Origin of the sequence: Cupriavidus sp. P-10 (assembly GCF_003402535.2) — a bacterium.
Classification (GTDB): Bacteria; Pseudomonadota; Gammaproteobacteria; order Burkholderiales; family Burkholderiaceae; genus Cupriavidus.
This window is the reverse complement of record NZ_AP025170.1, coordinates 1,703,848-1,727,033: the sequence shown is the minus strand read 5'-3', so window position 1 is coordinate 1,727,033 and position 23,186 is coordinate 1,703,848. Positions and strand designations below refer to the sequence as shown.

The 23,186-nt window shown below is 64.3% G+C and carries 17 protein-coding genes; 9 read left to right on the top strand and 8 right to left on the bottom strand.

Going from position 1 to position 23,186, the window contains the following annotated elements; translation table 11 throughout:
- Positions 1–37: 37 nt before the first annotated feature.
- The gene (locus CTP10_RS07960; protein ID WP_116323521.1) at positions 38–493 is read right to left on the bottom strand and encodes a MarR family winged helix-turn-helix transcriptional regulator; all 456 of its coding nucleotides are present in this window, start codon (positions 491–493) and stop codon (positions 38–40) included.
- A gap of 72 nt (positions 494–565) precedes the next feature.
- Positions 566–1,306: a FadR/GntR family transcriptional regulator gene (locus CTP10_RS07955; RefSeq protein ID WP_116323542.1), complete on the bottom strand. Its 741-nt coding sequence runs from the start codon at positions 1,304–1,306 to the stop codon at positions 566–568.
- A 229-nt stretch (positions 1,307–1,535) separates the two neighbouring features.
- Here CTP10_RS07955 and uxuA point away from each other — a divergent pair, with 229 nt between their 5' ends.
- Together uxuA and CTP10_RS07945 are read left to right on the top strand one after the other, a co-directional pair.
- Complete coding sequence (uxuA, locus tag CTP10_RS07950; RefSeq protein WP_116323522.1) at positions 1,536–2,576, top strand: mannonate dehydratase; 1,041 nt, start codon at positions 1,536–1,538, stop codon at positions 2,574–2,576.
- Positions 2,577–2,623: 47 nt separating this feature from the next.
- Complete coding sequence (locus CTP10_RS07945; protein ID WP_116323523.1) at positions 2,624–3,661, top strand: Bug family tripartite tricarboxylate transporter substrate binding protein; 1,038 nt, start codon at positions 2,624–2,626, stop codon at positions 3,659–3,661.
- A gap of 78 nt (positions 3,662–3,739) precedes the next feature.
- Here the strand turns inward: CTP10_RS07945 and CTP10_RS07940 are convergent, their stop codons facing one another.
- Complete coding sequence (locus CTP10_RS07940; RefSeq protein WP_199414736.1) at positions 3,740–5,041, bottom strand: hypothetical protein; 1,302 nt, start codon at positions 5,039–5,041, stop codon at positions 3,740–3,742.
- Between the two features lie 363 nt (positions 5,042–5,404).
- Here CTP10_RS07940 and CTP10_RS07935 point away from each other — a divergent pair, with 363 nt between their 5' ends.
- Positions 5,405–6,169 carry a peptidase gene (locus tag CTP10_RS07935; protein ID WP_233528449.1) on the top strand — a complete coding sequence of 255 codons (765 nt, stop codon included), beginning with the start codon at positions 5,405–5,407 and terminating at the stop codon, positions 6,167–6,169.
- A gap of 56 nt (positions 6,170–6,225) precedes the next feature.
- On the opposite strand, the gene CTP10_RS07930 is transcribed toward CTP10_RS07935, so the two are convergent.
- Both CTP10_RS07930 and CTP10_RS07925 read right to left on the bottom strand, forming a co-directional pair.
- Positions 6,226–6,972 carry a creatininase family protein gene (locus CTP10_RS07930; protein WP_116323526.1) on the bottom strand — a complete coding sequence of 249 codons (747 nt, stop codon included), beginning with the start codon at positions 6,970–6,972 and terminating at the stop codon, positions 6,226–6,228.
- 64 nt (positions 6,973–7,036) lie between these two features.
- On the bottom strand, positions 7,037–8,323 hold the full coding sequence (locus CTP10_RS07925; protein WP_116323527.1) for an MFS transporter: 1,287 nt from the start codon (positions 8,321–8,323) through the stop codon (positions 7,037–7,039).
- 249 nt (positions 8,324–8,572) lie between these two features.
- Between CTP10_RS07925 and CTP10_RS07920 the strand changes: the two genes are divergently transcribed.
- The 5 genes from CTP10_RS07920 (at position 8,573) to CTP10_RS07900 (ending at position 17,077) form a co-directional block, all read left to right on the top strand.
- The gene (locus tag CTP10_RS07920) at positions 8,573–9,508 is read left to right on the top strand and encodes a LysR family transcriptional regulator (RefSeq protein ID WP_116323528.1); all 936 of its coding nucleotides are present in this window, start codon (positions 8,573–8,575) and stop codon (positions 9,506–9,508) included.
- 449 nt (positions 9,509–9,957) lie between these two features.
- Complete coding sequence (locus CTP10_RS07915) at positions 9,958–12,708, top strand: MGH1-like glycoside hydrolase domain-containing protein (RefSeq protein ID WP_116323529.1); 2,751 nt, start codon at positions 9,958–9,960, stop codon at positions 12,706–12,708.
- An 8-nt stretch (positions 12,709–12,716) separates the two neighbouring features.
- Positions 12,717–14,207: an alpha-amylase family glycosyl hydrolase gene (locus tag CTP10_RS07910; RefSeq protein WP_116323530.1), complete on the top strand. Its 1,491-nt coding sequence runs from the start codon at positions 12,717–12,719 to the stop codon at positions 14,205–14,207.
- 195 nt (positions 14,208–14,402) lie between these two features.
- On the top strand, positions 14,403–16,262 hold the full coding sequence (locus CTP10_RS07905) for a vWA domain-containing protein (protein WP_116323531.1): 1,860 nt from the start codon (positions 14,403–14,405) through the stop codon (positions 16,260–16,262).
- A complete protein-coding gene (locus CTP10_RS07900; RefSeq protein WP_116323532.1) occupies positions 16,259–17,077 on the top strand; it encodes a DUF5995 family protein in 819 nt (272 codons plus the stop codon). Before CTP10_RS07905 ends, CTP10_RS07900 begins: the two co-directional genes overlap by 4 nt.
- A gap of 107 nt (positions 17,078–17,184) precedes the next feature.
- Here CTP10_RS07900 and CTP10_RS07895 read toward each other — a convergent pair whose 3' ends face one another.
- Positions 17,185–17,967, bottom strand: coding sequence for a class II aldolase/adducin family protein (locus CTP10_RS07895; RefSeq protein ID WP_116323533.1), 783 nt, complete (start codon positions 17,965–17,967; stop codon positions 17,185–17,187).
- 247 nt (positions 17,968–18,214) lie between these two features.
- Here CTP10_RS07895 and CTP10_RS07890 point away from each other — a divergent pair, with 247 nt between their 5' ends.
- Positions 18,215–19,162, top strand: coding sequence for a LysR substrate-binding domain-containing protein (locus CTP10_RS07890; protein ID WP_158577760.1), 948 nt, complete (start codon positions 18,215–18,217; stop codon positions 19,160–19,162).
- 90 nt (positions 19,163–19,252) lie between these two features.
- On the opposite strand, the gene CTP10_RS07885 is transcribed toward CTP10_RS07890, so the two are convergent.
- Together CTP10_RS07885 and CTP10_RS07880 are read right to left on the bottom strand one after the other, a co-directional pair.
- Positions 19,253–20,944 carry a hydantoinase B/oxoprolinase family protein gene (locus CTP10_RS07885; RefSeq protein ID WP_116323535.1) on the bottom strand — a complete coding sequence of 564 codons (1,692 nt, stop codon included), beginning with the start codon at positions 20,942–20,944 and terminating at the stop codon, positions 19,253–19,255.
- Positions 20,945–20,955: 11 nt separating this feature from the next.
- Entirely contained in the window at positions 20,956–23,055 is a 2,100-nt protein-coding gene (locus CTP10_RS07880; protein WP_116323536.1) for a hydantoinase/oxoprolinase family protein, read from the bottom strand.
- Positions 23,056–23,186: the final 131 nt, after the last annotated feature.

The window sequence follows — 23,186 nt, the reverse complement described above, 5'->3', positions numbered from 1 at the left end:
GCCTAGGCAGATAAATATCCAAAAAAAATGGCCAGACTCAAACTTCCGCTGCGTTGGCCAGGATGCGCCTGAGCATGCCGCGCAGCGTCTGGGCATCGGCTTCACTGAAGCCGGCAAGCAGGCGACGAATCGCCACCTCGGTACCCTTCCGTGCCTGCGGGAACACCGCCTGGCCCTGCTCCGTCAGTTCCACGATGAAGCTGCGCCGGTCGGTCGGATTCACAACGCGGCGGATGATGCCCTTGGCTTCGATTCGGTCCAGCAGCCGCGTCATTGCGCCCGAATCGTAGCCGAGCAGCCGGCAGAATTCGCTGAGCGTGCGGCCCTTGCCCGACATGATGCTGTTCAGGACGACGAACTGCGCTGCGGTGATCTGCAACGGTTCCAGCTCGCGCTCCACACCGGCAAGCAATTGGTTGCGCACGTCTGTGACGAGAAAGCCAAGTTCGCCTGAACTCAACTCTGCGATCACCGAGGGTTTCCTTGCGTTCATGGGCTCATCCAGATTCAGTCAGACGAAATATAGCTGCCTAAGCAGAATTTGGCAAGGCAGGATTCCGGGCCTTCAGCGCCACGCCTGCGTGAACTCGCCGATGACCCTTTCCAGGTGGTTGCGCATTGCCGCCCGCGCCGCCGTGGCGTCGCGGGCCATCACGGCCGCGAAGATCCGCTGATGGTCTTCCTGCGATGCCTCGCGCAGTCCGGTGGTATGGAAGTGTTCCTCGATCTTGCCCCACAGCGGGTCGCTGCGCCCGCTGTCCCACAGTGCGGTGACCATATGCAGCAGGACCCTGTTGCCGGTCGATTCGGCCAGGCACAGGTGGAACTGGCGGTCCGCCGCCTCGTTGGCTTGCTTGTCGTCCATGTGCTCGCGCATCAGGCTCAGGGCCGAGAACATGCGGTCAAGGTCGCTGTCCTTGCGCTCGCTGGCCGCCAGGCCGGCGACTTCCGATTCGATCAGCACCCGGGCGCGCAGCGATTCGATTGGCCCCGGCCGCCACGGCAGTTCGAACGGCTCGGGACCGGGCGCGGGCGCCGCCGCGCAGACGTAGATACCCGAGCCGCCGCGCACTTCGACCAGCCCCTGGACCTCCAGCGCGATGATCGCCTCACGCACCAGGGTACGGCTGACGCTGAACCGCTCGGCCAGGGTGCGTTCGGACGGCAGCCGCATGCCGGCGGAGAACTCTCCGGATGCGATCAGTGCCTGCACCTGGCTGGCCAGGCTCAGGTAGGACCGGTCGCCGGCAGCGGGCGGGCTCTCGACTGTCGGAGTGGTTGCAAGATCGCTGGTGGAATTTCGCATCATAGGGAGGGTTCGCGCGTGGAACGGCCGGGCAGTGCCTGATGCATCCCATGGTAAACCATGACGGCAAAATTGGGCAACCGCTTCATAATTGGTGAACCACTTAAATAAATTTGGTAGACCAATGCTGTCAGGCGTCTGGCCCATGCCGCGCGCCGCTTTGGATGGCAGGACGGATCGCCGCTCCCTCCTCCTGCCTCAACAGAGTCGCCCCAAGGAAGCCCCTCACATGAAGATGTCGTTCCGCTGGTTTGGCACGTCCGACCCGATCCCTCTCGAATACATCCGGCAGATCCCGGGCATGACCCATATCGTCTCGGCCATCTACGATGAACCCGTCGGCGAGGTATGGCCGCTGGACAAGATCCTGGCGCTCAAGTCCACCATCGAGGCGGCGGGCCTGCAGTTCAAGGTGGTGGAGTCGGTCCCGGTCCACGAGGACATCAAGCTGGGCAAGCCGACGCGCGACCAGCTGATCGCCAACTACCAGCAGAACATCAGGAACCTGGCCGCCGCGGGCGTCGAAGTCATCTGCTACAACTTCATGCCGGTGTTCGACTGGACCCGTACAGAACTGGCGAAAAAGCTCGATGACGGCTCGACCTGCCTTGCCTTCAGCACCCGGGAGGTCGAACAGATCGACGTCAGCCAGGGCATCGCCCTGCCCGGCTGGGATTCCAGCTACCAGCCAGGGGAGCTGCAGGCGCTGCTGGCCGAATACCGCGGCATCGACGAAGCCCGGCTCTGGGAGCACCTGGAGTATTTCCTGCGCGCGATCATTCCCGTGGCGCAGGAGTGCGGGATCAAGATGGCCATCCATCCGGACGATCCGCCGCGCCCCATCTTCGGACTGCCGCGCATCGTCAAGAACCGCGACGACCTGGCACGCATCCTCGGGATTGTCGACACGCCGGCAAACGGCCTGACGCTGTGCTCGGGCTCGCTTGGCGCCGGCCCGCAGAACAACGTCGAGGCGCTGGTGCGCGAGTTCGGCGGCATGGGACGCATCCACTTCGCCCATATCCGCAACGTCAAGATCACCCCGGACGGCGACTTCGAGGAAACCGCCCACCTGTCGAGCTGCGGATCGCTGGATATCGCCGCGATCGTCAAGGCGTACCATGACGTCGGCTTCCAGGGCTATTTCCGCCCCGACCACGGCCGCATGATCTGGGGAGAGACGGGCAAGCCGGGATACGGGCTCTATGACCGGGCACTGGGCGCCGTCTATATCAACGGGATGTGGGAAGCGATGGAAAAGACGGCCTGAAGCGCCGCGGGGCTGCTGCCCTGTCAAAACATAATGGGAGACCTGGCATGACAATCATCAAGAAATCGCCCGTGCAATCGGTGCAATCGGTGCAATCGCGCCGTTCGGCGTTGATCCTGGGCCTCGCTGCGCTCGGCCTTGGCACGCTGGCGACGACGGCCGCCTGGGCACAGACCACCTGGCCGACCAAGCCGGTGACCCTGCTGGTCGGCTTCCCGCCCGGCGGCCAGACCGACTTCGCGGGACGTGCGCTGCTTGGCGGCCTGCAGAGTTCGCTCGGCCAGTCGTTCGTCATCGACAACAAGGCCGGCGTGAACGGCAATATCGCATCCATAGAGGTAATGCGCGCGGCGCCGGACGGCAACAAGCTGCTGGTAGGCAACGGCTCGATGACGATCATGCCTCACGTCTACACCAAGCTCGGCATCGTCGATCCGCAGAAGCTGACGCCGATCGGCGTCATGCTGCAATCTCCGCTGGTCCTCGTCGTGCCCGCCAGCTCGCCCATCAAGACCTACGCGCAGTTCGTCGAGGAAGTGAAGGCGCGGGACAAGTCGGGCAAGACCGTCGACTATGGCTCGGGCGGCACCGGCGCCCTGCCGCATGTCACGATGGAACTGCTGCGCGAGCGCATGGGCGGGCCGAAGATGAACCATGTGCCTTACAAGGGCAGCAGCCCGGCGATGGTCGACCTGATGGCCGGACGCCTGGATGCAATGTTCGATGCAACCTCGGTGGTCGCGCCCTTTATCAAGTCGGGCCAGCTGCGGCCGCTGATGGTCACCGGCCCCAAGCGCGTGGCAATGATCCCGGATGTGCCGACGGCCACCGAGAGCGGCATCAAGGACTTCACCATCATCTCGTTCATCGGACTGTACGGGCCGCCGGGCCTGAGCCCTGACATCGTCAAGAAAGCCAACGGCGCCCTGAATACGGCGCTGAAGGACCCGGCTGTCGTCAAGAGCATCGTCGACCGCGGCGACGAGCCCGGTGGCGGCACACCTGAACAGCTCGCAACGCTGACCCGCACCCACTACAAGATGTGGGGCGATGTGGTGAAGGCAAACAACATCACCGCTGATTAAGACAACCAGGGCGCTGCACCTCCACGAGGCCGGGCAAACCCGTTTGCCCGGCCTCGTGACGCGCCTTGTCCAGCCAGCCTACTTGACGCACGCGAGGTTGACGGCCAGTCCGCCCCATTCGGTGGCCTGGTTGTTGTCCACCTGGACCTGCAGCTTGTCGTTGTGAAGGATGGTTCCGGAAGGCACCTCACGGGTGCAGTTCTGCAGGCCGTTGGTCACCTTGCAGCTCAGGCTGCCCACCTCCGCCAGCTGCACTGCAGCGCCCGCCCCTGTCACCTTGTACACCGAAATGTCCAGCGATCCGTGCACCTTGCCGAGCGTGCTGGCGGTGAGCTTGACGCTGCTGCAGTCATAGGGAATCACGACACCGAAATCCGACGGCAGAGCCACCGCGCCACCCGCGCCGGTCATGGCATAGTGGCCGCGGCTGAGCGTATCCGGCACGTTGAAGTTGCCGTTGTAGACGGTCGCTGTCGTCATCGTCGCGCCGGTGGTTGGCCACTTGCCGTCCTGCTTCGGCCCGTACAGCGTCGAGGTCGAGGTATCGAAATAGAAATCGCCATCGACGCCGATGCTGTCGGTCGGGGCACCGCTGCCGTACAGGATATGGCCGCCATTGCCGGCCGTGCTCCCACCGGTACCGCCGGTACCACCCGTGCCACCCGTGCCACCCGTGCCGCCGGCTGAGCCAGTGCCGGACTGGCCGGCCAGCGAGACTCCTTGCGGCCACTCATCGTTGGCCTTGGGCCCGTACAGCGTCCAGGTGTTGGTATCCAGGTAGTAATCGCCATTGTTTCCGACGCTGTTGTCCGGAGCGCCCGCGCCCGTCAGAACAGTGCCGCCGCCGGGGCCCGACGAACCGGTGCCGCCACCCAGCGGGACGCCGGGCGGCCAGGTGCCATCCGCCTTGGGCCCGAACAGTGTCGAGGTGGAGGTGTTTATGTAGTAGTCGCCATTGTTGCCGACACCACTGGTCGGATCGGTCGAGCCGGACAGGATGGTATTACCGGCCAGGCCCGTATTGCCCCCGGCCCCGGTGTTGCCCTGCGCGCCGGTGCCGCCCGCCGGCCCTGCTACGGACACCCCTGCCGGCCATACGCCGTTGGCCTTGGGGCCGAAGAGCATCCACGTCGCGGTATTGAGATAGAAGTCCCCGTCCTTGCCGATATCGGGCCCCGGATCACTGGTACCGGACAGCATGGCGCTGCCAGCGGTGGCGGCAGCTGGCGCTGTCGTGGACGATCCCGGGTTGCCTGTCGTGGTCGCGGCTGACGTGGCGCTGGCAGGCGCCGAGTCGCCCCCGCCTCCCCCGCAGCCGGCGACTGTGGCGATCAGGCAGGCAAGCGGCACGGCAGCCAGCCTCACGTGGATGCGTTTCATGGATATCCCCCCTTTTCCCGGCTTTTCTTAGCCACTTTGAAATTTGATGGCTTGCGCTTGCGCCAACGATGCGTTCAATCTAGGTGGCGGGATTGGAAAGAAAAATCGCCTCTATGGACGAGCGCCGGGTTTGCGGCAAGCGCGACCGGACGCCGAAAGGATGCTTAAGAAATGAAACGTCGTGGCCATCAAAGCGTGCCGCTCTGGCCACGCATTGACTCCGGCAGAGATGTCAACTGCCCGCAACCGCCATGCACGCGTCCAAAGGGCCGCTCGCAGTGAAGGCCAGCCGACGCACGCGACCCGAGCAGTTGTTTCAAAGTCGAATCAGCCTGCATTCGCCTGTTTGAAGGATGGGAACGGGTGCCCCGCTACATTACGCTTGCAAAAAAATACGACACCACTGAACCGGGGGGAATCATGGGCGAGTGGAACCCGCGCGGGCCGTACGAGCAGTACGCGCCAGCTGAGCTGTCATTGTGCGAGATGCCTGAGCCAGGCGTAGCCGGAACACCGGCGCAAAGACCGACAGAGAAGCGGCCCAAGGCGCCACCACTGGTCGTGCCGCCCGAGACAACACCCGCGGATGATCCGCTGCTTGGCTGCCTGATGTTGATCAACCGCGCGCGGCAGCGGCCAGTGCCGTCTGCCCTCATGCTGAAAGGGCTGCCGCTGGAAGGCCAGCGCCTCACCTTGCCTCTGCTGGGCGCCGCAGCGGCACACGCCGGCTGGTCGACCCGCCTCGTGCAGAGGAATCTTGACGAGATCCCGGACTGCGAACTGCCGGCAATCCTGCTCCTGCGCGGGCGCAGACCGTGCGTGTTGCTGGAGCGCCGCAACTATGGACGTCTTCTGGTCGCGCTGCCGGGCTGGGGCGGCGGAGCGCAGGATGTCAGTCGGGAAGAGTTGCTGTCCGAGTACAGCCACTTCGCGATACTGGTGCAGCCTTTAATGCAGACAGAAACGCAAACAGAAACGCAAGCGGACCTGGAGCCGGCCCGGCCGGCGAGTGTCGCGAAGCGACCATCCTGGCGGTGCCATTGGCAGCGGCTGGTTGCCGCTACACACAAGGTGTTTTGCTTGCAGGGCAGGCAGCGTGGGAAAGAGGCTGCCGGCGTTGGCGGTTAGCCATGCCGGCAAGCGGTTGACCACGCTGCCGATGATCGACGCCTGACGGGAATTACTCAGGGCAGCGGCTCGCGGCTGAATGCATCCAGCTCGCTGGCAAGGCTCTGCGCCGCCAGCCTGACCAGCGCGGCACCCTTCTCCGGTGTCGCCAGTCCCGGGTCGGAGCCGATGCGGCCGTCGGGATAGCGCGCACGGAAATCCAGCGCTTCGCGAATCGGGCCCGAGGGCGCGATCTTCGGCGCATAGTCCGCATGCTTCACGGCATCGGGAAAGGCCCACTGGGTGATCGCAATCTCGGACGGCGTGGCGTGCGCGCCATGGCCCTGCGGGAACTGGCCGCGCGCCAGTTCGCCGACGCCCTCCAGGTCCCACCAGTTGCAGAGCTTCAGCGCGAATCCCGCGCGGCGCCTGCCGAAGCTGGCTTCGGCATAGAGTTCGGAGAACGCGGCATCGATCGAAGCCACATTGCCGCCGTGGCCGTTCAGGAACAGGATCTTCTCGAACCCGTGCCCCGCCAGCGAACGGACCCAGTCCCCGATTGCCGCGATAAAGGTCGAGGGACGCAGCGAGATGGTGCCCGGGAACGCGAGGTGATGCTGCGCCATGCCGATATTGAATGTCGGCGCCACCAGGATGTCTGCACGCTTCTCTGCTTCATGCGCAATGATTTCCGGGCACAGCCAGTCGGTACCCAGCAGCCCGGTCGGACCGTGTTGCTCGTTCGAGCCGATCGGGACCACGATGGTGCGGCTGCGCGCCAGGTATTGCTCGATCTCCGCCCAGGTTGAAAGATGTAGTCGCATGGTTACTCCTGTCTTGGTCCGTGTGCCGGACGTCATGGATGGCGTTGTATCCCGCGGCGTGGGATCACTGTTTCGCGGGAAGCTTGTTGGCGAGGATGATCATGGCTGCCAGCAACGGCAGGCAGGCCATCAGCAGCACGCCGAGATGGAGGTTGCCGGTTGCCGTCTTGGCCCAGCCGATGATGGCGGGGCCCCAGAAGCCGCCCGACAGCCCGATGGTGTTGATGAGCGCAATGCCGCCGGCCGCCGCGGGGCCCTTGATGTATTCGGCGGGCATGGCCCAGAACACCGTATAGGCCATCCACAGCCCCATCGTGGCGAGAGTGAGGAGCACCAGCGACACGGTCAGGTTGCCATCGGCCAGGATCGATGCGGCCAGCAGCGCGCCGGCTGCCAACGCCGGCAGCGCGCAGTGATAGCGCCGTTCGCCCGAGCGATCGGACTTGCGGCCCATGTAGTACATGCCGATTGCCGCAGCCATGTAGGGCACCGCCGAATACCAGCCCAGCGTCACCGTATCCGCCACGCCCTGCGCCTTGATGATGGTCGGCAGCCAGAAGCTGATGGCGTAGATGGTGGCGATGATGCAGAAGTAGGCCAGTGCGAGGACGTAGACCCTGGCATCCTTCGCGACCGCCCTGAACGAGTGCTTGTGCGCCGCCGCATGCCCGAGTTCCGCCTCGAGCAGCCGCCGCTCCTGATCGCTGAGCCATGCCGCCTGCGCCGGGCGGTCCGGCACCAGCCGCAGCGCGAGGATGCCCAACAGGACACAGGGCAGGCCCTCGACCAGGAACATCCACTGCCAGCCGGCCAGGCCGGCATGGCCGGCGAGCGCGGTCATCAGCCACGCCGAGACCGGGCCACCGACAATGCCGCCGATCGGCCCCGCCAGGAACACGATGGCAATGGCACGGGCCATGCGCTGCGGCCCGTACCAGCACGACAGGTAATAGATCATGCCCGGCGCGAAGCCGGCCTCGAAGATGCCGAGCAGGAAGCGCATGGCATAGAACATCGGCACATTGCGCACGAACAGCATGCACGCGGACGTGATGCCCCACAGCACGAGGATGCGGCTGAACGTCTTGCGTGCCCCAACCCGCGGCAGCAGCAGGTTGCTCGGAATTTCAAACAGCACATAGCCCAGGAAGAAGATGCCGGCTCCCACGCCATATGCCGCATCGGAAAACCCCAGGTCGCTCTGCATCTGCAGCTTGGCAAAGCCGATGTTGACGCGGTCCAGGTAGGCGAACAGATAACAGATCAGCAGGAACGGCAGCAACCGCCAGTTGATCTTGCTGTAGAGCGCCGAGGCGTCGTCGACGGTGCTCGGGGTAGGGATTGCCAGCATGCTGCATGTCTCCGGGTGGTTTGTGTTTCGATGGCTCTTTTGTGGCCTTGATATTGGCAGTCGCGGCGATGGGGGCAAAGAGCAACAAAGTCCACGATCCGTTCCCTTTTGAGCAACACGCTTGCTGAGAGAGGTGCGAACACCACTTTCGCGGGCATGCGGTGCTTCACGGCGCACGTGACAGACAACACGAACGGGGTTCAGGTATCGTTATCGCTCGGCAAAAACACCTTGAGCGGGCGGTTCGACATGCGAGAGATCAATCAGCAGCGGCTGCGGTATTTCCGTGAGGTGCTGGCGCGCGGAACCATCCGCGGCGCCGCGGAAAACCTCAATACGTCGCCGTCAGTGATCACCCGGCAGATCCGGCTGCTGGAGGAAGAACTCGGCGCAACGCTGTTCGAGCGCGAAGCACGAGGCCTCAAGCCGACTGCGGCCGCCACGCACCTGCTGGAGTTCTGGCGGGGCTATCGCTCGCACCAGGAGAAGCTCGAGGACCAGCTGCACTCGCTCAAGGGACTGCAGCAAGGCGAGATCAGCCTGGTGCTGAGCGAGGGCTATGTGGATCTCCTGGTCAACGAAGTCCTGGCGCAGTTCTGCGCGCGTTACCCCAGGCTCGATATCCGCATGGACATCCTGGCGGTGGATGGCGTGCTGGAGGAAGTCGCGGAGAGCCGCGCCCACATCGGCCTGGCCTACAACCCGCCGCCGCACGCGCGCATCGAATACCGCGCGAGCGCGCCGCAGCCGGTGGTGCTGCTGGTCCGCCCCGGCCACCCGCTGGCCCTGCGCGGCGGCGCGGCCACCGTAGAGGACCTGCTCGCCTACCCGCTTGCGATGATGCCGGCATCGTTCGGCGTCGGGCATGCACTCAGCATGGTCGAGTTCGCCGAGAACCTCTCGATCCGCGCGACGCTGGTCAGCAACTCGCTGACAGCGCTCAAGCAGTTCGTCGCCTACGGCGACTACATGACGCTGATCGGTGAGTTCGCTGCCTACCGCGAGATCGCGGCGGGAACGCTGGCCGTCGTGCCGATCGATCACCCTTTGTTCCTGGGCACCCAGGCCCGGCTGCTGGTGAAGGCCGGCAGGCCGTTGCCGGCGGCGGCGCTCGAGCTGCTGGATCACATCACCCGGCACATGTCGATGTTTTCGCGGCACGACTCCGGCGGGGACCCCCGGTAGCCCAGCCGTCGCGCAAGCAGGACTCCCACTCAGCAGTACGTGCATATGTCCGCACACCATTGCGACCGTGGTTGACGTGCGCACGGGCTGACCTATACTTTCAACGCTGACTGAGACACGCCGTGACAAGCGGAGGTAGGTCAGAAAAAGCGATCATGTTTCCCTGATTGAGAGCGTGGTCGCGCAGGCCGGAGTGCCTGCGAGTCCGAACCGGATCATAAGTTGCTGACCCGGTTCGGACGTACCCAAGCACCCTTAGACAGGGTGCTTTTTTGTTGCCCACGATTTGCCGCCCTGCCCTGGGATAACGGCATTTCGTTCAGCGGCCCCGGGGGCGGATTCTCACTATTTAGCCAGCTTGATACCTGACGGGACCGCACGTGTTTCGTGCTCCACGTCAGGCCGTTCCAATCCGGATGCCCAGCTTCGCTGGCCAAAGGGAGAGCGCGATGAGCAACGATGCAGAGAGGGACCGGCTCGACGAAGCGCAGGCGGGCCGCGCGGCCTGGAAAAAATGGGGCCCCTACCTCAGCGAGCGGCAATGGGGAACGGTGCGCGAGGACTACAGCGAGAACGGCGACGCCTGGAATTACTTTACCCATGACCAGGCGCGGTCGCGCGCGTACCGATGGGGCGAAGACGGCCTTGGCGGTATCTGCGACGACCACCAGGTGTTGTGCTTCGCGCTAGCCCTGTGGAACGGGCGCGATCCTATCCTGAAGGAGCGCGCCTTCGGCCTGGCCAACGGCGAGGGCAATCATGGCGAGGATGTGAAAGAAGCCTACTTCTATCTCGATTCCACGCCGACGCACTCGTACATGAAGTATCTGTACAAGTATCCGCAGAAGGCCTATCCATACACCGACCTCGTCGAGACCAACCGCAGGCGCGGCAAGCATGAGGCCGAGTACGAGTTGCTGGACACCGGCGTGTTTGACGACAACCGGTATTTTGACGTCTTTGTCGAGTACGCGAAGGCGGCGCCCGAGGACGTGCTGGTGCGCATCAGCGTTTTCAACCGCGGTCCGGACGCGGCGCCGCTGCACCTCGTGCCGACCCTGTGGTTCCGCAACACATGGTCGCAGCCGGCGGGCGGCTTGAAGCCGATCCTCGAGCGCGTCGATTCCCCTGGCCGGGCAACGGTCCGCGCCCGTCACAGCGATCCGATGTTCAAGGACTCGCTGGGCGATTATTACCTCTGCTGCGACGCCGACGTGCCGTTGCTCTTCACCGAGAACGAGACCAACAACACCCGGGTATTCGGCACGGCCAACACGTCGCCCTACGTAAAGGACGGTATCCACAATTTCATCGTGCACGGCGATGCCGCAGCGGTAAATCCCGCACAGCAGGGAACCAAGGCGGCGCCCTGCTATCAGCTCAACATCGGCGGGGGTGAGTCGCAAGTCGTGCGGTTGCGGCTGACGACCCGGACGCCAGCCGCGGCATCCGCGCCCTTCCATGACTTCGACACGGTGTTCGCCGCCAGGCTGGTGGAAGCCGATGCCTTCTACGCATCGATCACACCGCCCGCCATTCGCGACGACCCAGACCGGGGGAACGTCATGCGCCAGGCGCTTGCCGGCATGCTCTGGACCAAGCAGTACTTCAACTATGACCTCGGCCTCTGGCTCGAACAGCACGGCGCGGGTGCCCGGTTGCCGAAGCCGGAGCGCAGGCGGGTACGCAACAGCGACTGGGCCCATATGTTCAATGACGACATCATCTCGATGCCGGACAAATGGGAGTATCCCTGGTTCGCCGCGTGGGACCTGGCGTTTCACATGATTCCGCTGAGCATGGTCGATCCCGACTTCGCCAAGCAACAGCTAGACCTGATGCTGCGCAACGACTACCTGCATCCGAACGGCCAGCTCCCCGCCTACGAATGGAACTTCGGCGATGTCAACCCACCCGTGCATGCCTGGGCAACGATGCAACTCTACGTCCTCGACAAGGAGCGTCACGGCGGCCGGGGCGATGTCGAGTTCCTCAAGTACGCCTTCTCCAAGCTGCTGGTCAACTTCACCTGGTGGGTCAATCGCAAGGACCGCACGGGTGCCAATGTGTTCGAGGGCGGCTTCCTCGGACTCGACAATATCGGCGTGTTTGACCGCTCGTCCCCCCTGCCCACTGGCGGCTACCTGGACCAGGCCGACGGTACCGCGTGGATGGTGTTCTTCAGCCAGCAGATGCTGCGCATCGCGGTCGAGCTTGCGTTGCAGGAGCCGGTCTACGAAGAGTTCGTCGAGAAATTCTTCCAGCACACGGTGTTCATTGCCGGCGCGCTGGACTGCGTTGGCGAGCGGAACGACGAAATGTGGGATGAAGAGGATGGCTTCTTCTACGATGTGCTGCGTTTCCCGGACGGCAGCGCCACGCGCCTCAAGGTGCGCTCCATCGTCGGGCTGCTGCCACTGGCTGCCGTGGCCGTGTTCGAAGAAGACATCCTCGCGAGGCTGCAGAAGTTCCCCGAGCGCGGGAGGCTGTTCCTGGAACGGCACCCTGAGCTCGCCGCCAACATGCATCTTCCCGATCAGCCCGGCGTCGCCAACCGTCGCATGCTGGCAATCGTTGGCGAGCAGAAGCTGCGCCGGATCCTGGCGCGCATGCTGGACGAAAGCGAATTCTTCAGCCCCCACGGCATCCGCGCGCTGTCACGCTTCCACCTCGAGCACCCTTATGTCTTCCGCCACGCAGGCCAGGAGTATCGCGTGGCCTATGTGCCGGGCGATTCGGACACCGGCATGTTCGGCGGCAACTCCAACTGGCGCGGGCCGGTGTGGATGCCGATCAACTACCTGCTCTACACGTCGCTGATACGCCTGTATGCCTACTTCGGCGAGGACTTCAAGGTCGAGTGCCCGACCGGGTCTGGACGGATGATGACGCTGCTAGAAGTGGCGAAGGAACTGGGCGAACGCCTGAGCCGGATCTTCCTGCGCGACGGCGACAAAGGCAGGCCCATCTACGGCGGGGCGCACAAGTTCCGCGACGACCCGCACTGGCGTGACCTGGTGCTGTTCTACGAATATTTCCACGGCGACACCGGTGCCGGGATCGGCGCCAGCCACCAGACCGGCTGGACCGGCTGCGTCGCGCGCATCATCCAGGCGAACTCCGTGCTGTCGAAGGACATGCTGCTCACACCGGGCGCCGAAGTGGCGCTCTTGCGAGCGCTGAGAGCCGCGCACAGTTAGGGGCTGCCATGCTGACACCTCGCTATCCAGCGCTTTACCAGCTCAACACCAGGGTCCGGCTAACCGAACTGTCGCAGTCGCTGGGCCATGCGGCCACGCTGGACGACATCACTGACACCGAACTGGACCGCCTGGCGGAGATGGGCTTCGACTGGCTCTGGTTGCTGAGTGTCTGGCAGACCGGGCCTGCCGCGCAGCGCATCTCGCGCACCAACGCAGGGTGGCGGCACGAGTTCGAGCAAACGCTGCCCGACCTGCGCGAGGCGGATATCGCCGGCTCCGGCTTTGCGATCCAAAGCTACACCGTGCACCGCGACCTCGGCGGCGACGATGCGCTGGCCCGCCTGCGCCTGCGCGCGCGACAGCGCGGGCTGCGCCTGATGCTCGATTTCGTGCCGAACCACATGGCCCCGGATCACGCGTGGGTCGACGAGCACCCAGATTATTTCGTCCATGGCACCGAGGAAGATCTGGTGCGTTCGCCCCGCAATTATTGCCGCATGGCGACGAAGAACGGACCGCTTCGCCTCGCCTACGGCAGGGACCCTTACTTTGACGGCTGGCCCGACACGCTGCAGCTTGACTATGGCAATCCGCAACTGCAGCAAGCGATGATTGCCGAACTGGAGCGCATCGCCGGCCAGTGCGACGGCGTGCGCTGCGACATGGCCATGCTCGTCTTGCCCGAGGTGTTCGAGCGCACCTGGGGCATCCGGCCCGACTTGTTCTGGCCGAAGGCGATTGAGGCGGTGCGGCGCCAGCATCCCGGCTTCCTGTTCATGGCCGAGGTTTACTGGGATCTGGAATGGACGCTGCAGCAGCAGGGCTTCGACTACACCTATGACAAGCGCTTGTACGACCGCTTGCGCGAACAGCGCGCCCGCCCCGTGCGCGAGCACCTGCACGCGGACATGGCCTATCAGGACAAGCTGGCGCGCTTTCTGGAGAATCACGACGAGCCGCGCGCCGCATCGACCTTTGCGCCCGAAGCCCATCCCGCCGCGGCAGTGCTGACATTCCTCTCGCCAGGCTTGCGCTTTTTCCACCAAGGGCAGTTCGCGGGCTGGCGCACGCGTATTTCGCCACATCTGGTCCGCGCGCCGGAGGAAGCGGAGGACCGCGCCCTCGCCCAGTTCTATGCCCGGCTCCTCGCCGTGTTACACCAACCGCTGCTTCGCGATGGTAATTGGTCCTTGCTGGAATGCGTTCCCGCCTGGGCCGACAACAAGTCGTCGGATAATTTCATTGCATACCGTTGGGTGGGCGATCCCCACGAGTGGATGTTCGTTGCCGTGAACTACTCGCCGCAGCAAAGCCAATGCTTCATGCAAACGCCCTTCCCGGAACTCACGGAACTGGGCGAGCGGACCGTGCGGCTGCAGGACCGGCTCAGCCCGGCTGCCTATGATCGACCTGGCAATGACCTGCGCGCCCGCGGACTTTTCCTGGACCTGCCCCCGTGGGGTTATCACGTCTTCGACGTGCAGGGGATTGGTTGACCGGGAAACTGAAACCCAAGGCAGGCTTCAAACCGTCTGCAGATGAGATCTGCACGATTTTCACTTGCACCAGAGGGATAGACAGAAAAGCAACAACCGGCCCCGCGGTCATTGCCCGACGCACTATAACTAACTGGGGTTCGAACTTGCCCCTGTCCGTCGCGCAAGCGCTATTCGTCCGAACAGGAGCACTGCATGGACAAGCAACTCGCTATCCTGATCGATGCCTCGGGCTCGATGTTCCACGCCGCCGGCAACGGCTCGTCCAAGGACAAGATCGTCGAAGCCTCGGAGTCGGTGCAGTACATCATCGATGAGATCCAGAACAAGACATCGTCATCCGGTGAAACCTGGGCGGTTTCGTTCTGGTACTTCGCCACGCAGACCAACGGACTGATCGGCCAGGGCAATTTTCCGGTGGGAGACACCACGACCTGGAAAGACGTGGTCAGCGCCATCGAAAACCAGCCCTCCGTGCAGGCAGCGGTTGGCAGCATGACCGATATCTTCCATGCGGTGCGGACCGTCGCCGACTTCATGGTCGCCAACCCTCCGCCGCTGTTCCCCGCGGTGTACAAGAAGAAAATCGTGCTGTTCACCGACGGCAACCAGACCATCCAGCATGACAACCGGCTGACCAAGGGCGGCTATGAATTCGAGCAGGGCATCGACTTTGCCGTGCTGCTGGCAGGCAACGGCATCGCGCTCAATGCGCAGGGGATCGGCTCGGATCTGCTCAACGCGACGCTGACGGACCTGGTCGCCGAAGCCGAGCCCTTCGGCAGCACCGCAAAGACGATCAGCACCACGCCGTCGTATGCGGCAGACACCTCGGCAGCGCTGATGACGAACTCGATGAAGGTCGTCAACAACAACGGCATCCTGCCATTGCGGCCGCTGGCATGGCCAGCCTCCAGGCTGCTGTGGGAGCAGTTCAGCCTGCCGGGCCTGACGACGGAAGGCAGCGACGAAAGATCGCGACGCCGCATCAACGAGGCGCAGTTCGAAGTCGATGTCGACGACATCTCGCAGGAACTCCTGCTGGGACTGACGTGGCATCACCCCGGCCGCCCTTCGATCGAAGCCACCTCGCCGTCGGGCACGTTGTTCCGCCACGGGATCAACGGTGCCTTCGAGATCGGCGTGGGATGGATGACCGCGCTGCACGTCCCCTCGCCCGAAGCCGGTACCTGGCGTGTGCGCGTGGCCGGCGACCCGCAGTTCCGGCCGCTGCGCATGAACCTGATGGCGCGCTCGGTCAGCCCGGAGTTCGATATCCTGCTGCATGTCGATCCCTTCCAGCTCAATCCGCAGGACACCAGCGTCGTCACCGCGACGCCGATGTTCCAGGGCAAGCCCGCCGCCGGCAAGTTCGAAGCGGTCCTGAGCGACTTCACCGGCCGCACCTGGCCGATGCATCCGCAGCAGGATGGCACCCTCGTTGCCAAGGCAGACTTCCCGCAACCTGGTATCGCCCCGCTGCGCGTCGAACTGAAGGGCCTGCTGGAAGGCAAGCACAAGGTCGCGCGCATGGAGTTCACCTCGGTGCAGGTCGGACGCCCGCGCGATCCACGCCTCACGGTCGAGCCCGCCCGCTTCCGGCCGGGCCGCCGCTACAGGGTAGCGGTAACGATCCACGATGCGGCCTTCACCGCCGCAACCCAGATCGCTTTCGGGGCGGGTATCGAAGTCGTGCGCTTCACGGTGCTGAGCCCGCTCGAAGCCATCGCGGAAATCGCGGTCGCCGGCGACGCCTTCCCCGGTGCGCGCGAGGTGCTGACCTACCAGCCCGATGCCGAAACCCTTGGCGGAATCGTGGTGGAGAAACTGCCGGGAAGCGGGCACCGCCTGCTGAAGGGCTTCGTCACCGCCCTGCGCTTCGATGCCCGCGGGCGGCTGCTCGCTGCCCTGCTGGACGGACAGCGCGAGGTTGCCGTGAAGCGCCACGACGAGCGCCTGCGACGCCTGCTGGAGAAGGCGCGGGACGAAAACCTGTGCGTCTCGATTGCGCTCGACGACGATGGCGGGATCGAACACGTCACGATAGGCGAATGAGCCTCCTGCTCGATCCGCTGCCGCCGCCTGACGGCGCGGCAGTCCTCGCGCGCTTCGATGCGGTCCTTGCCTGGTCGCGCCAGCATGCAAGCCGGCTCGGCTATTTTGCCGCGCTCTACCGCGGCGTCACGCTGCGTGCCCGCAGTGCCCTCGCGGCCGGCGCCTTCGAGCAACCCCAGGCAGCCGAACGCCTGGTGGTGCTGTTCGCCACCCGGTACTTCGAAGCGCTGGCGGCGCACCTCGGCGGCGCCCCGGTGACCCGTTCATGGCAGGTCGCCTTCGATGCCGCAGGGCGCTGGCGGCCTACGGTATCGCAACATCTGCTGCTCGGCATCAATGCGCATATCAACCTGGACCTGGGTATCGCCGCGGCCCGGACGCTGGCCGACTACCCGCTGCCACGGGCGGATTTCGAGCGCGTCAACGATCTCCTGTTGCTGATGGTCGATGAGGTTCAGGACCGGCTCGCCGCGGTCTGGCCGCTGCTGCGGCTGGCAGACAACGTGGCCGGCCGCCTGGACGAAACGCTGATCGGCGCGGCGCTTGTGCAGACGCGCGCCGCGGCATGGGATTTCGGCCAGGCATTGCACGCCAGCGGCGGCGGCGAAAGTGGCTTGATCGAACGGCAGGACCGCCACGTGGCAGCAATCGGCCAACACATCGCCGCGCCCGCCCTGCCGCTGTCGCTTGCGCTGGCAGGCGTGCGGATGGGCGAACTGCGCGTCGTCGCCGGCATCATTGACTTGCTGGACCAGGAGGTAGCCCGGGCTGGCCCTGTGGTGGAAGCCAAGATCGTAGGACAGCCGGGTATCTAGAGCGTCCAAGCGCACTGCCCTTCAGCGAAGGCCCTTCTCAATCGCCCCGGCAACTTGCAGGATGCGTTCGTCGGCACCATTCAAGGACCCCGCTGTCAAATCCAGATTCAGCAACGATACCCCGCGGCATCCGGCTCCAGCAGCCGCAGCAGCGCCGTCCACTCGCGATCGAGATGCACAGTGTCGAGACAGGCGTAGTTATCGTGCTGCCTGGCCGCGTGCTCGCAAACCTCGGGCGAAGGAATTACCAGCTCCTGCCCAGCCGACAGCGTCGTCACCTGGATCTCGCAGGCGCGATTCAGGTAGAACATGCGGGTGAACGCCTCGGCCACCGACCTGCCGGTGGTAAGCAGGCCATGGTTGCGCAGGATCAGGTAATCCTTGTCCTTCAGCGACTGGACGATGCGTTCGCGCTCATCCAGCTCCAGGGAGATGCCTTCGTAGTCGTGATAGGCCACGCGCTTGTAGAACTGCATGCTGATCTGGTTGATGGGAAGCAGGCCACATTTCATCGCCGCGACGGCCATTCCCGCGGTGGTGTGCAGATGCACCACGCATTCCACGTCATGGCGTGCCATATGCAACGCGCTGTGAATGGTGAAGCCGGCTGCATTGACTTCAAAGCGCTCGTCCCCGATCGGCTGACCGTTCACGTCGATCCTGACCAGTGACGAGGCGGTGATCTCGTCGAAGAACCAACCATGCGGATTGATGAGGAACTGGTCCGGGGTACCGGGCACGCGGGCGGAGATGTGGGTATAGATGAGGTCCGTCATCCCGAACTTCGCGGCAAGACGGTAGGCGGCCGCCAGCTGGACTCGCGTCTCCCATTCTTCCCGGGACATGTTTCTGGGTACGCGATTGATATGCGGGTCGGTGGTGGAGATCATGGTGTCGTCTCTTCAGGTCTCTGGTTTCACGGAAGACAGCGCAGGCAAGGCGCATCTCGCTGCCTCCCATTCTTTTCCGCGGCGGCAGGCACTGACAAACAAGAAATTCCTCGGCCGAGGGCAAGCCTAGATTTACGGGGCGCATGCCCGGTGCTATAACGGCTTGCGGAATCGACGCCGGTGCTCGCGCGCCCTGGACGCCGTAGGAACGACCGTCCCTATCCAATTGCGCAACGTGATGAGATCCATGCAATACAGACTGCCACCTCTGAACACGCTCCGCATCTTCGAGGCCATCTATCGCCGGGGCTCCATTCGCCAGGCGGCGGCCGAGCTTTGCCTGACGCCACAGGCGATCAGCCAGCAACTCAAGATCCTGGAGTCCTCGCTGGGACAAAGCCTCTTCGAGCGCAGCATCCGCAGCCTGACGCCGACCGAGGCAGCCAGGCGGCTTTATGGCCCGGTCAAGGAGGGTCTGGACCAGTTCGCACAGGGCGTCAGTGCCGTAAGCGGTGACACGGCGAAGAAGAGCCTGTATCTCCATGTCAGCCCTTATTTCTCCACGCATTACCTGGTGCGCAACCTGGGAAACTTCACCGCCGACCTCCCTGAACTGGAGTTCCGCATGTCGGTCGGCGTGGAGATGGTCGATCTTGACCACCAGGGCATCGATGCCGCGATCCATTGGGGCTACGGGGGCAGCAGCACGCTGACCGAGATACCGCTGATCGAAGACCTGAAGGTACTGGTTGCCGCCCCGCCCCTGCTTGCACGGCAGCCGATCAACGCACCGGAAGACTTGCTGCGCCATAACCTGGTGCTGCCGCTGGCAAAGAATTCGCTCTGGCCTGACACGCTCGAGATGCTGGGGCTCGAACCGAAAGCGGGACAGTCCGTGCTCCAGCTGCACACGCACGACGCCATGCTGGAGGCCACGCTGGCCGGGCTAGGTATCGGCTTTATCTCCTACCTGGACGCGCTCAGGCACATCGAAGCCGGGGAACTGGTTGCGCCGTTCGGCGTAGATCTGTTGCGCCAGTTGCCTCTGGAGAAAACGCCTCAATTCTTCCTCTGCTTCAAGCAGGAACGCGCGCAGTCTCCCGTGCTCAAGCGGTTTATCGAGTGGTTGCTCGAGTATGTCTGCCAGCCCGAGGTCATCGGCTACGAATCGCGTTGCAAGTGGAAAGCAGGCTAGCAAGCAGAAAGGCCTGCAGCCGGGCATGGCGCAGGCCCTGGATGACAACGCCAGGACTTTGGCGTTGGCGAGCCGCTGCTTAGACGCTGCTTAGACGCTGCTTACGGCCGCGGCAGCAGCGGCAAAGACGTGCGGATAGTCGCGCTCTGCCTGCTCTCGGCTGAGGTAGCCGAAGGCGACGTCGCGCCTGACAAGGTCTGCCGCGCGCTCGCCGGCCGGCCCGTTGCCGCCACCGCCCGGAAGGGCGAGCACCAGCCTGCGGCCGGCCGGAATGGTCTGCTTGCCCTTGGTTCTCAGGACGGTGCCGTCGTCCAGGGCCACCCTGCCGGCGGCACCGTTGCCACCGCCGTGATGGCCTCGCGCGGGGAACGCAACACGATCGAACATGGCATTCAGGCTGAACTCGTAGCCGGCGCGGGCACTGATTTCAATATGCTGGCCCAGGCCACCCCGCCACCGCCCTGCGCCCGCCGAATCCGGCCGCAGCTCCTTGCGCCAGATGACGATCGGGCCCACGCTCTCCGTCACTTCGACCGACATGACCTGGACACCGCTTGGAAATGCCGTGGCGCTGAGTCCGTCGCTCGACGGGCGGCCGCCGGTGCCGCCAGTGTTGAACATCAGCACTTCGTGCTGGAGCCCGTTCGTCTCGTCGGTGACGCCCTGGAAGCGCATCTGCAGGTTCCACAGCGCGCTCGCCCCTTCAGCGGGAACGACTTCCGGGCAAAGCGGCTGCAGCGCGCCGAGGATGACATCGGGAATCAGATGCCCGATGACGTGCCGTACCGATACCGGGCATGGCCGCGGTGCATTGAGAATGCAGCCTGCCGGGGCCGAGATCTCGAACGGCAGCAGGGAACCCCAGTTATTGGGGATATCAGGCGCGATGGCGCACTTGAGCGCATAGCACGTGTAAGCCTTGGTATAGGTCAGCGGTACGTTGATGCCATAGCGGCTAGTGCCTGAGGTGCCGGCAAAGTCGGCGTGCAGCGCCCCCGCCCTGGCCTCGACGGCAACCTTCAGTTCAATCGGCCGCTCATAGCCATCGACGGTCATGGCATACCTGTGCTGTCCGCCTTGCAGTCCCTGGATGCGCGCGCGGGTGGCTTGCTCGCTGTGCGCAAAGATAAATTCGGCCAGCGAAGCGAGATCCGTCAAGGCAAACTCATCAAGCATCGCGTCCAGGCGGCGCCTGCCGGTCTCGTTGCAGGCGGCGAGCGACTGGAAGTCGCCAACGACCTGGTCTTGCTCTCGTACATTGCAGCGCAGGATGGCGATGAGGTCTTCGTTAAGCTCGCCGCGTTTGTACAGCTTCATCGGCGGGATACAGATTCCCTCCTCGAACACATCCCCTGCGTCGGGCCCGAAGCCGCGGCCGCCAATATCCACCACATGCGCCGTCGACGCGAAATAGCCGATCAGCCGTGGCGCGTCGCCCTGCTTGCGGAAGACTGGCGTCACCACGGTGATGTCGTGCAGATGGCCGGTACCCATCCAGGGGTCATTGGTGACCAGCACATCGCCGGGTGCCAGGCGTTGCGGGTCGAACAAGCGCGCAAAATGCGCCACCGACTCCGCCATGGAGTTCACATGGCCAGGCGTTCCGGTGACGGCCTGCGCAATCATGCGGCCTTGCGCATCGAAAACCCCGGCGGACAGGTCTCCCGCCTCTCTCACGCTGGTGCAGAACGCGGTGCGCATCAGCGTGATCGCCTGTTCCTCCACCACGGAAATCAGGCGGTTCCACATGATCTGCTGGTGTACTGCGATTTGATGGCTCATTGCTTTCATCCTCAATTGCGGCGTTCGATGAGCAGGCAGTCGTCCTGCTGGCGGGTGACCCGGTAGTCCGGGCTGACGTAGGTAGAGGTCTCCCGCTCTACAACGATCAGGGGCCCGTCGATGCCCTCCCCCTGCACGAGTTGTCCGCGGTCATAGATTGCGCAGCGGTGCTGCTGCCCGGTCTTTGCGTCGAGGACATCGCGCCATGCCATCGGTGCCGTGGCGGCCCCGGCAGGCGGCACCTGGCCGCTGCATGCCTGTACACGTTGCGGAGGGGCCAGTTCGGTGCGCAGCGAAAGCGCCCAGCTGACAACCTCGACATCGAGCCCATCGACGGCATGTCCGAACAGTTCGACATAGGACGCGGTGAAACGCTCGCGCAACGTCCCGGTGCTGGCCGCATCGAAGCGGTGGATTTCCACGGGAATGGGGATCTCCCAGCCCTGCCCCGCATAGCGCATGTAGGCGCGGAGTTCGCGTATGGTTTCGCCTTCGTAGCCGGCATCCGCCAGGAAGGACGAAACCTCAGCCTCCATCTGCTCAAGAAGATGGTTCACCACCCCGGCATCGAAATCTGCCAGTCGCATCACGGCGCTGCGCAACGACTCATAAGAAAACGGCGCGCGCAGGAAACCGATGGCCGAGCCTACGCCTGCCCCGGCGGGGACCAGCAGCCTGCGGATGCCAAGCTTTTCGCACAAGCGCACGGCATGCAGCGGCGCCGCGCCCCCGTAGGCGATCATGGTGTACTGCTCCAGGGCGCGGCCGTTTTCTACCGCATGCATGCGCGCCGCATTGGCCATGCTCTCATCGACCACTTCCGCCACGGCGTGGGCGGCCTGGATGGTCTCGCCCTGCAGCGGCTTGCCGATATCGTTGGCCAGCGCCGTCTCCGATGCCAGGCGGTCCAGCCTGATGCTGCCGCCGGCAAAGCGTTCAGGATCGAGCTTGCCCAGCACCAGGTCCGCATCGGTCACCGTGGGGCGCCTGCCGCCGCGGCCATAACATGCCGGCCCCGGCTCGGAACCCGCGCTTTCCGGTCCGACCCGCACCTGCTTCATCTCATCGACGTGGGCGATCGAGCCGCCACCAGCGCCGATTTCGATCATTTCGATGACGGGGATCGAGATCGGCATGCCACTGCCCTTCTTGAAGCGATAGGTCCGCGCCACCTCGAACACGCGCCCTGTCTTTGGCACCTGGTTCTCGATCAGGCAGATCTTTGCCGTCGTCCCGCCCATATCGAACGAAACCACCTCCGGCAACGCGTAGCGCGCGGCAATGTCGCTGGCGAAGATCGCCCCGCCTGCCGGCCCGGATTCCAGCAGCCGCACCGGAAACTCGGCGGCGCTTCCCAGCGACATCAGCCCCCCGCCGGAGTGGATCAGATACAAGGGGCAGCGCATCCCGTCCTCGGCCAGCGCACCGGCAAGCCGGTTCAGATACGAAGAAATCAGCGGCTTGACATAGGCATTGGCGCAAACCGTGTTGAACCGCTCGAATTCACGGATCTGGGGCGACACTTCACTCGAGATGGAGATGGCGATGTCCGGCAGCGCCTTTGCCACCAGGTCGCGCACCGCGCGTTCGTGTGCGCCATTCCGATAGCTGTGCATCAGGCCGATCGCAACGCTTTCATACTCGCCAGCGCGCAGTTTTCGGGTCACGGCCTCCACCCCGGCCAGGTCCAGCGGCACAAGTTCCTGGCCCGTTGCATCCAGACGCCCTGCGACGGTAAACCGGTCATTGCGCGGGACCAGCGGCGCCGGCAACGTAATGCCCAGGTCATACTGCTCGAAACGCCCTTCGGTGCGCATTTCAATCACGTCGCGAAATCCCTCCGACGTGATGAATGCGGTGCGCGCACCGCGCCGCTCGATCAGTGCGTTGGTGGCCAGCGTGGTGCCGTGGATAATCGCGCCGATCGATCCCACTGGTATCGATGCCTCGCGCGCCGCGGCCTTCAGCCCGGCGACGATGGCACGCTCGGGCTTCTCGTAGTCAGTCAGTATCTTTGCCGTATGGATGCGGCCGTTGCACTCCAGTGCAACATCCGTGAAGGTGCCGCCGATATCGACGCCTGCCCTGATCTGTTGTGTATCTTTGCCCATTTTCTCGATGCCTTGCCTCGGAGGATTAGCGCGTGGAGGCTGTCACACCGAAGCCCCCGACGCCGCGTTGAGATCATCATGGGCGAACGATGTGGCGGCTGACAAACAAGAATTTGATGGCACCAGGGCAA

Excerpts from the sequence above, each read along its gene's own strand:
- CTP10_RS07960 (WP_116323521.1), bottom strand. The coding sequence starts at position 493 with ATGAACGCAAGGAAACCCTCGGTGATCGCAGAGTTGAGTTCAGGCGAA.
- CTP10_RS07955 (WP_116323542.1), bottom strand. The coding sequence starts at position 1,306 with ATGCGAAATTCCACCAGCGATCTTGCAACCACTCCGACAGTCGAGAGC.
- uxuA (WP_116323522.1), top strand. The coding sequence starts at position 1,536 with ATGAAGATGTCGTTCCGCTGGTTTGGCACGTCCGACCCGATCCCTCTC.
- CTP10_RS07945 (WP_116323523.1), top strand. The coding sequence starts at position 2,624 with ATGACAATCATCAAGAAATCGCCCGTGCAATCGGTGCAATCGGTGCAA.
- CTP10_RS07940 (WP_199414736.1), bottom strand. The coding sequence starts at position 5,041 with ATGAAACGCATCCACGTGAGGCTGGCTGCCGTGCCGCTTGCCTGCCTG.
- CTP10_RS07930 (WP_116323526.1), bottom strand. The coding sequence starts at position 6,972 with ATGCGACTACATCTTTCAACCTGGGCGGAGATCGAGCAATACCTGGCG.
- CTP10_RS07925 (WP_116323527.1), bottom strand. The coding sequence starts at position 8,323 with ATGCTGGCAATCCCTACCCCGAGCACCGTCGACGACGCCTCGGCGCTC.
- CTP10_RS07920 (WP_116323528.1), top strand. The coding sequence starts at position 8,573 with ATGCGAGAGATCAATCAGCAGCGGCTGCGGTATTTCCGTGAGGTGCTG.
- CTP10_RS07915 (WP_116323529.1), top strand. The coding sequence starts at position 9,958 with ATGAGCAACGATGCAGAGAGGGACCGGCTCGACGAAGCGCAGGCGGGC.
- CTP10_RS07910 (WP_116323530.1), top strand. The coding sequence starts at position 12,717 with ATGCTGACACCTCGCTATCCAGCGCTTTACCAGCTCAACACCAGGGTC.
- CTP10_RS07905 (WP_116323531.1), top strand. The coding sequence starts at position 14,403 with ATGGACAAGCAACTCGCTATCCTGATCGATGCCTCGGGCTCGATGTTC.
- CTP10_RS07900 (WP_116323532.1), top strand. The coding sequence starts at position 16,259 with ATGAGCCTCCTGCTCGATCCGCTGCCGCCGCCTGACGGCGCGGCAGTC.
- CTP10_RS07895 (WP_116323533.1), bottom strand. The coding sequence starts at position 17,967 with ATGATCTCCACCACCGACCCGCATATCAATCGCGTACCCAGAAACATG.
- CTP10_RS07890 (WP_158577760.1), top strand. The coding sequence starts at position 18,215 with ATGCAATACAGACTGCCACCTCTGAACACGCTCCGCATCTTCGAGGCC.
- CTP10_RS07885 (WP_116323535.1), bottom strand. The coding sequence starts at position 20,944 with ATGAGCCATCAAATCGCAGTACACCAGCAGATCATGTGGAACCGCCTG.
- CTP10_RS07880 (WP_116323536.1), bottom strand. The coding sequence starts at position 23,055 with ATGGGCAAAGATACACAACAGATCAGGGCAGGCGTCGATATCGGCGGC.